Origin of the sequence: Desulfuribacillus alkaliarsenatis (assembly GCF_001730225.1) — a bacterium.
In the GTDB taxonomy this organism is placed as follows: domain Bacteria; phylum Bacillota; class Bacilli; order Desulfuribacillales; family Desulfuribacillaceae; genus Desulfuribacillus; species Desulfuribacillus alkaliarsenatis.
The window spans coordinates 32,906-41,359 of sequence record NZ_MIJE01000006.1 but is presented as its reverse complement, the minus strand read 5'-3'; the positions used below and the strand labels follow the sequence as shown (position 1 = coordinate 41,359).

Below are 8,454 nucleotides of genomic sequence, written 5' to 3'. Positions count from 1 at the left end.
AGGTGATTAAGGGTGAAGGTTATGAACCCTTATATACCAGAACTGATTTTACTGATGCTTTACATGAAGCATTTAGCTTTCGCACTGACTATCAGATTATTACTACAAGTAAGATGAAAAAAATTTTTAAAGATACAAAAAAATAAAAACATTACTCACTTTTTCGGCAAACATTAAAGCCTGCAGACCCTTTAGTATCAAGGTTCTACAGGCTTTTTGTATTCATCAAGTGTCAAAGACAGGATTATATTTACCTATATTCTATTCTTTTCGTAGCTAGTAGTAAAGAGGGATTGTGTTACCAATCTGATTATTTACACTTTGAACTGTGCCATCTTAACAGCTAGTTGCTCAGTATTGTTTCTAGTCTCTTTCATTTGTGAAACCATATCTTCAGTTCTACTCGTAAAAACACTTGCTTTTTCTGCTATATTGGTAATTCCTTCTGCTCCTTCATGAGTGGCCTGTGTAACTTCATTAATGGCGTTCAACATCCCTTGAATTGAGTCAAGCATATGCGTAGAAATCTCTTGAAATTCTTGTAGCATTGTATCTACATACTTCGCGTCATCACTGTATTGTTCCCCTGTTTCCACAAGCATTCTATAATCTTGAACAACCTGTTGCTCAAGAAAATCTAGCATTTCCCGAGAACTTTCTGCTAAATGTGTAACTGATGTTGTAACTGTGCTACTTACTTCTTGAATTTGTGTAACAGTTTGTTTCGAATCCTCAGCAAGCTTACGTATTTCGTCAGCAACTACAGCAAAACCTTTCCCTGCTTCTCCCGCTCTAGCTGCTTCAATTGCTGCATTAAGCGCCAATAAATTGGTTTGAGATGTAATTTCTAGGATTGCTTCTGATAATACATGTATCTTATCAATTGCTTTTGATTCTTCAATCGCAGTGCGTAGTTTAGTATTTGTTGTTTCATAAATTTCTTGTGCATATTTACTAGATTTAATCGCATTTTGTTTGAGATTTAGTGCTCGTTGATTTATTTCCTTCGCTGACCTATTTCCTTCGTCTGCTTTATCTGTTATTTTTTGCATTGCTGACTCAATATCTGTCGAGGTAGCATTCATTTCTTCCATAGAAGCGGCTGTCTGTTCCATACCAGCAGATACTTGCTGTGTAGTCGCAGAAATTTCTTCAATATTCATATTGAGTTCAATAATGTTCTCTTCTGTATTACTTACAATTCCTGATATATAATGAGTCATTCCTGTTACGTCTTGTATCACATTACGCTGAGTACCAATCATATTATTAAAACCTTCTGTAAGCTGACCTAACTCATCTTGAGTCCGAGGTGTAGCTTGAACTGTTAAATCCCCAGCTTTTGCTTGTTCAAAAGCCGTTAGCAGTTGTGGAACTTGCTTCAGTATGCTCCCAGACAAAAAGTAAATCACAATTGATAAAAAGATGAAAACTATAACTGTAGCCACGAAAAAAAGTATTCTAAATACATTCAACTCCTCCTCTGCTTCAGCCAGAGGTACGATAAGTGCAACAGTCCAGTCACTTAATGAAATTGGTGCATATGACACAAGATGCGGTCGTCCTTCTATAGATATGCTATCCAAACCAGTCGCTCCACTCAATAATCCTCTCGCAATGCTTCCTAGCCCTTGCGTTTCATCGCTAATTGATTCCTGCAGTATCAGATTCGAATCAGGATTAAAAATATATTGACCGTTATCGTTCAAAAGCAAAGCATGTCCGGTTTCTTTGTATTGAAAATCTCCCATAATCTCAGAAATGCGGTCAAGGGTAATGTCCATTCCTGCCACCCCTAACAAATCACCTAAATTATTATATATCGGCGTACACACTGTAATAACAAGACTATTGGACGAAACATCAATATACGGTTCAGAAATTGTTAATTCTCCATTCTCAATAGCTGCCTGGTACCAAGGACGTGCTTGCATATCGAAGTCAGCAGGTAACTCATATTCATCGTGAATAAGCAATCGATTAATCGAATCTATCCCAAGGTACATATTTAACATGTTCTCATTCTTGTTGCGAATAGAGTTCAATGTTGTAATCAGTTCTCGATATCCCTCCGCTTGTGTTACATCATTAACCAGCGGAGCTCTCTCCATAAAATCCCTTATGTATTGATTATTTTCTATTTGGATTACATCTTGTCCTGCTAGCAACAATACTGTGGTAATATCCTCAGCAATCATTTCCTTATAGGCTGCCAGCTCCGTGTTTACACCGTCGTCAATTATGACCTTGGCTTTCCAATAAATCACACTTGAAAACAAGCTCAACAAGAGCATAACTGATACAACAACAGCAATAAACATTTTGCCGCGAATTCCAATAAATCTTTTTTTGTTTTGCAATTCCTGTCTCCCTTTCATTACTCAATTAGTTTTTGTTTGATTTTTCGACAAAAAAATACCTATGGTGAATATACCAAGGTATCAAAATAAAGAGTATGGAATTATTTATCGTTATTCCCCTATTTTTTTTAGGTCTTGCCGAAATTCCGTCAAAGTTTGCCCCGTATGCTTTTTAAAAACCTTTGCAAAATATTCGTAATCTTTATAACCCAGCCTTTCAGCTATCTCATAGTTTTTCAACTTGTTTTCTAGTAGCAATATTTTTGCTCGTTCGATTTTAACTCGTAGAATAAATCGCTTGATAGTCATCTTAGTTTTTTGACGGAATAGGTTACTAAGATAAGAAATATTCACATGCACACTACCTGCTATCTGCGCTACATTTATCTCTTCATCAATGTGACTGAGGATGTAGGCTACTGTTTCTTGAATGACAGGGTTATGACCAGTAGTGTATTGAAAATGTTCTATAATAATAGCCATTTCCTTAATATAATCAGATACTACATTTTCACAATAATTAAATGTCGACTTGTCCATATCTTGTTGCCAGTTTATGCTATCCATTATCTCTGAGTATCGGTTAATTGTTGTAATGGTGCTAAGCCATGGAAAATGCTCTAAAAAATATGATGCTAAATCTTTATAGATTCCGTATAGTTTTTTTGTGCTTATATTTATATTGTGCTGAAACTTATCCGATTCGCGTAAGTCATCAAGTATATGTGTGAAGACTGCAATAGCCTCAGTACCTTTTCCTTGCTTTAGATAAGTCTGTATAGTTTGTACTTGTCGCTCAAATTGGTTATTATTATTTACATTTTGAACAGGTATGTCCTGCTCAATTTTTAGTAATACTGATTGTAAGTTAGCCTCGTTCACAGGTTTCACCAGATAGTCATATGCTCCATATTGAATTCCTTTTCTTGCATATTCAAAATCTGAATGCTCACTTACTAAAATAACATATCTGCAAAGTTGTAGCGTTGTAATTTGTTGTAGCAGCTCTAGTCCATCAACTTTGGGCATCCGAATATCTGTTATCACAACATCGATTGCTTGTTCTTGAAGAACCTGTAATGCATCGGCTCCATTTTCCGCCTCCGCTACTAATTCAAATCCAGACACCGAACCCCAAAACTTCATTCTTCTCATGAGTTTTCTCATAATTTCCATGTCATCGACAATCAACACCCGATACACTTGAACAACCCCTTCGCCCAATAACAATAGTCATATATGATTATTGTATAACGAAGGAACATTTATAACAATTATATTAACATAAAAGTTAAACACTTTCTCAAACTAGATTCTGGACAGCCCTACGCAAGCTCTGTAATTCTCTCTTATGTATAATTTCTTGACACCCACCCTCAATTGCTACTATATGTTCCTTCTCACCAATATACTCTGTAACTATTATAAAAGGTACCTCTGGACAGTATCGGTTGCGAATCTCCAAAGCTTCAAGAGAGCTAAATGCTGGCAATGAATGGTCACTGAGTATTAAATCCCAAGATTGTTCTTGTATCAATCGTATCATTTCTACTTTATTACTAACGATTTCATATTTCACTATATACCCTGCTTTTTGAACTTGCCTAGCATTAACATCAGCAGCGTATCTCGAGTCTTCTACTATTAGAACGGCCAATTCACCCAAATGAAAGCGCCTCCTCTGTTATATTACAAAAAAATACCTATGGTTAATGTACCAAGGTATTTTGCACTCGAGTATGTATTTTTCTTATCTTTTACCCAGACTTTTTTTGCAATGTAAAAAAAACCGTAGCTCCTTTTTCTTGTTTACCTGTAATCCATACCTGGCCATTATGTCTTTGGATGATCTTTTTTACCGTAGAAAGTCCAATCCCGCTACCCTCAAAATCTTTTGAACTATGAAGCCTTTGGAACAGTTGAAAAAGCTTATCTGCATATTCAGGTTCAAAACCTACACCATTGTCAGCAATAGAAAATTCCCATTCCTGATTATTCTCTCTTACATCAATCTCGATTACAATAGTTTCACGATTTTTCGCAAACTTCATAGAGTTAGACAACAGGTTGTATAGCACCATGCGGAGCAATATAGGGTCTCCCCAAACATCTGGTAGTGACTTGCAAAAGATAAGCTGCACCTTAGGGTTGATGCTAGAAACGCGTAGTTCCTCTACTATTTCTCGAATCATTGGTTCCATATTCGTCCAAGTTCCGTCTACCTGTTTTTTAGAATATCTATCATGTTCTAATAGCTTATCCATCATAATCAACATATCCGAACTGATAGTATTTATGTTTTCCAACATTTCGATTGCATCTTGTGGTAATTGATTTCGATAATCTTCTAAGATTAGTTGACAATATCCTTCAATTGCTCTAACTGGTGATTTCAAATCGTGAGAGACTGTATAAACATATGCTTGTAGTTCTTCTATAGCATGCTGAAGTTCTTCAGTCCGTTCAGCAACTCTCATTTCTAACTGTGAGTTTAGACTTTGAATTTCTATTACCGACTCTCGCAAAGAGTCTTCTGCTTGAAGCCGACTCTGATAAAACCGCGCCGCAATTCCCCCTCCTATTATGCCAAAAGCAATTTGCATTACCATTGTTGCAATGATAACTGGCTGTTCCGTAGCTATCCAGTTAAAGCTTTCGTGTTGAAATATAATCTCGTAGATTGTAGTTACGATAACACTGGCAAACAATACGCTTATTGCCATAACCCCCAATATTATTCGACCATTATATTGGAATCCTTGTACTTTAGGCAGTCTAAATATCTTCCGAACTATTGGAATTAATAATAATGCATCGCATACCGCCAAGACAATTAGTTCATTAACTACCGTCTTAACAGCAATAAACTGCAGATGATTACTCTCAATCGTTGCTGACATAGACTCGTTTAGAAGTAATGGATTTAAACTGTACAAAAGAGGGACTACAATGAAAAAAGCCACAACCGTAAGCACAGCAAAAATTCCCTGCCTTACATAGATATTAACCCCCGCGGAACTGTTACCACCAAGAATCCATACCCATATATAAAGCAGAATGACTGGCACGATATTTGCCACACCATTATAGGGCCATAACAAAAACGGATATAGGAACACAAGCCCAAAAGTCACGCTAATAAAGCCGTATTTCCTTCCCCAAGCTAATGTTACAATAATTAAAAAAATATGTCCCCAAAAAATATTCACCTGAAATGATGGCAACGAATATTCCATAGAATTAAACGCTGCACTCAAAGTTAGAAGTCCAAATAATATTGATATTATTATTTTGTACCTGACTACTGGATTCATAGCTCACCCGTTAAATTGACATAATTTTCAAATAATTCAGACTGAAATAATAGGCAGTGGTTATTCACCACTACCTGCATCTCCTGAGCCTGATGCTCCTGCATCTTCATTGGAATATACACTATCTACTGGAGCAGCACTTAGTTCTTCAGGCAGGTCAGCAATAATGCTATCTATAAACGCTTCGTCATTAAGCATATCACTCATTAGGTCGTTAATCGTTTCAGGCGATTGTTGTTCCATCCAATCATGGGCGGCTTGTACTGATTCAATTTCAACGAGCTTTTCTAATACGAAATAGGCTAACAGCACGTACATCCACTCTTGGCTGTCAAGTCTACTACGTCTTTGCAATGTATTAAGATAGTTCTGTTTGTCCTCTAAGGTTTCTAACTGAACGACTGGTTGTGCATTCGCCTCCTCGCGCATACGACTCATTCTATTAATGAATATGATTGCCAATGCGCCGATTAAGACAATCGATAAAATCACTGAAGCCATAAATATCATCCTCTCCTAAATATGCATACGAATATTATATCATATTTAATGTTTAAGTTATGGTTACAGTGTATTCTCTCCATCGTAGGAGGTGATGATTTTGTACAAATCTGGACGTCTATCTCGATAGATTCCCCACTCTGCACGTTGACGCTCAAGCTGGTCAAGGTCTAATTCTGTATAGATAATAGTCTCATCCGTGCGATTTGCTTCGACTAGCTTCTGCCCTTGAGCACCTGCTATAAATGACGAACCATAGAAAGTAATCTCTGAGCCGTCTTGCTGCTCTACACCCACACGATTAGAAGCTACTACTGGCACAAGATTTGCTGCGGCGTGTCCTAGCATACAGGTCTGCCAATGGTCCTTAGAATCGATAGATGAGTCCTCGGGCTCTGAGCCTATGGCTGTAGGGTAGAATAATACTTCTGCCCCCTGTAAGGCCATACAACGAGCCGCTTCAGGATACCATTGATCCCAGCAGACCCCGACGCCAATTTTTGCATATTTAGTCTTCCAAACCTTAAAGCCTGTATCACCTGGATTAAAGTAAAATTTCTCTTCGTAGCCTGGTCCATCAGGAATATGACTTTTGCGATATAAGCCTAACACTTTGCCATCAGCATCTATAACGGCTAATGAGTTATATCGAGCGTTGTTCTTTTTCTCATAAAAGCTAATCGGTAGCACGACCCCGAGTTCTTTAGCAACTTCTTTAAAGTGCTTGATAGCCTTATTCTCTTCAAGCTCTGTCGCATAGAAGTAATAATCTGGATTTTCCTTCTGACAGAAGTAAGGTGTCTCGAATAGTTCTTGTAGTAAAATTATCTGTGCTCCTTCTGCTGCCGCTTCCCGTACAAGCTTATCTGCTTTTTCTATGTTCTGTTCAATATTGTTGCTACAGCTCATTTGCGTAGCTGCTACTTTAACCTTTCTCATTCGTACACCTCCCAAAAGACATTTAATCTATTTTACGAGCTTTTTTGCCTTAGGCATTTGCTGAGTTGTGCAATGGACATTGCCGCCTTCTTTTATAATTGACATGCCGTCAATTGTGCGGATTTTCCGATCTGGAAACGCTTTCTCTAAGGTTGCAATTGCTTGTCTATCTGTTTCCTCTGCATCTCCACCGAATATAGGTAGGATGATACCGCCATTAACAAAGTAAAAGTTTAAGTAGCTTAAGGTTAAGCGATTGTCATCGTGCTTTCGCATAGGTGGCTGATTAATTTTTATAATTTCTAGCTTGCGTGCCTGGGCATCGATTGTATTCTCTATTTCTGCAATCGCTTGCTTCGTTATTTCGTAATTAGCATCGTCTGGGTCATCACATACCTGAAGAATGATTTTGCCAGGTGCGGCAAAACAAGCTATATTATCGATATGTCCGTCTGTTTCGTCTCCGTCTAGGCCGTTTTTCAACCAAATTATTTTTCTTATGTTTAGATATTGCTTTAATAAGTCTGAAATCAGTTCCTTTGATAAATTTGAATTACGGTTATCGTTTAATAAGCACTCTTCCGTAGTAAGCAAGGTACCTTCTCCATCAGTATGTATTGATCCGCCTTCAAGCACAATCGAAGCATCAAAACGTCGAATGTTATAATGGTCGAGCAGTTTGCCTGCTAGGGCGTCATCTAAGTCCCACGGAGAATATTTTCCACCCCAGGCATTAAATTTCCAGTTGATACCGGCAACTCCACCCTTATCATCAACAATAAAGGTCGGTCCATTATCTCGCAGCCACGCGTCGTTATGAGCAATAGCAAGTAAGTCAATAGGATGTCCAGCGGTATTCATTGTTTCCTCTAGCTGTGCTTGTACACTTTCAATGTCTTCAGGATCCACAATGACTGTAACGGGTTCAAATTCCGCTATTGCTTTTACCAGCTCTGCATAATATAGCTTGCAAACGGAATCATAGTCGTCAGGATGACACATCGATTCTTGTACAGGCCATGACAAAAATGTACGTTCATGTTCTTCGAATTCTGCAGGCATTCTATAGCCGAGTTCTTTTGGATACATGGGTTATCATACCACCTTATATTAATATGTTCAGTTAAATTATCTTTGTTTTTAGCTTTTCTTTAAAGCTATTATATTATGAATGATTTCCTCATACCTGTCTAGATTTAGTGTGCATGTTTGTCATCAAATATTTGAATATATTTTTTTGGTGAATAAGCAGGTTTTACATTTCTGTTATAGAATAATTATTGTTATAGAATAAACGACGATAGCAGATTATATATACTGCGTAGTTTTACTGTTTCACA

General features: G+C 37.5%; 7 protein-coding genes. All 7 read right to left on the bottom strand.

From position 1 onward, the window contains the following. Positions 1–314 precede the first annotated feature (314 nt). A complete protein-coding gene (locus BHF68_RS05420; protein WP_069642637.1) occupies positions 315–2,360 on the bottom strand; it encodes a methyl-accepting chemotaxis protein in 2,046 nt (681 codons plus the stop codon). Positions 2,361–2,471: 111 nt separating this feature from the next. Further along, on the bottom strand, positions 2,472–3,563 hold the full coding sequence (locus BHF68_RS05415; RefSeq protein ID WP_069642636.1) for a response regulator transcription factor: 1,092 nt from the start codon (positions 3,561–3,563) through the stop codon (positions 2,472–2,474). A gap of 100 nt (positions 3,564–3,663) precedes the next feature. Further along, complete coding sequence (locus BHF68_RS05410; RefSeq protein ID WP_069642635.1) at positions 3,664–4,026, bottom strand: response regulator; 363 nt, start codon at positions 4,024–4,026, stop codon at positions 3,664–3,666. A gap of 91 nt (positions 4,027–4,117) precedes the next feature. Then, on the bottom strand, positions 4,118–5,617 hold the full coding sequence (locus tag BHF68_RS15070; RefSeq protein ID WP_176719884.1) for a sensor histidine kinase: 1,500 nt from the start codon (positions 5,615–5,617) through the stop codon (positions 4,118–4,120). Between the two features lie 117 nt (positions 5,618–5,734). Beyond that, a complete protein-coding gene (locus tag BHF68_RS05400; RefSeq protein ID WP_069642634.1) occupies positions 5,735–6,175 on the bottom strand; it encodes a hypothetical protein in 441 nt (146 codons plus the stop codon). Positions 6,176–6,238: 63 nt separating this feature from the next. Next, positions 6,239–7,114, bottom strand: a complete 876-nt coding sequence (gene aguB / locus BHF68_RS05395; protein ID WP_069642633.1) for an N-carbamoylputrescine amidase — start codon at positions 7,112–7,114, stop codon at positions 6,239–6,241. A gap of 27 nt (positions 7,115–7,141) precedes the next feature. Continuing rightward, positions 7,142–8,203 carry an agmatine deiminase family protein gene (locus BHF68_RS05390; protein ID WP_069642632.1) on the bottom strand — a complete coding sequence of 354 codons (1,062 nt, stop codon included), beginning with the start codon at positions 8,201–8,203 and terminating at the stop codon, positions 7,142–7,144. Positions 8,204–8,454 lie beyond the last annotated feature (251 nt).

Bases quoted from the DNA above. Each gene is read 5' to 3' on its own strand.
- BHF68_RS05400 (WP_069642634.1), bottom strand. From the start codon at position 6,175: ATGGCTTCAGTGATTTTATCGATTGTCTTAATCGGCGCATTGGCAATC.
- aguB (WP_069642633.1), bottom strand. From the start codon at position 7,114: ATGAGAAAGGTTAAAGTAGCAGCTACGCAAATGAGCTGTAGCAACAAT.
- BHF68_RS05390 (WP_069642632.1), bottom strand. From the start codon at position 8,203: ATGTATCCAAAAGAACTCGGCTATAGAATGCCTGCAGAATTCGAAGAA.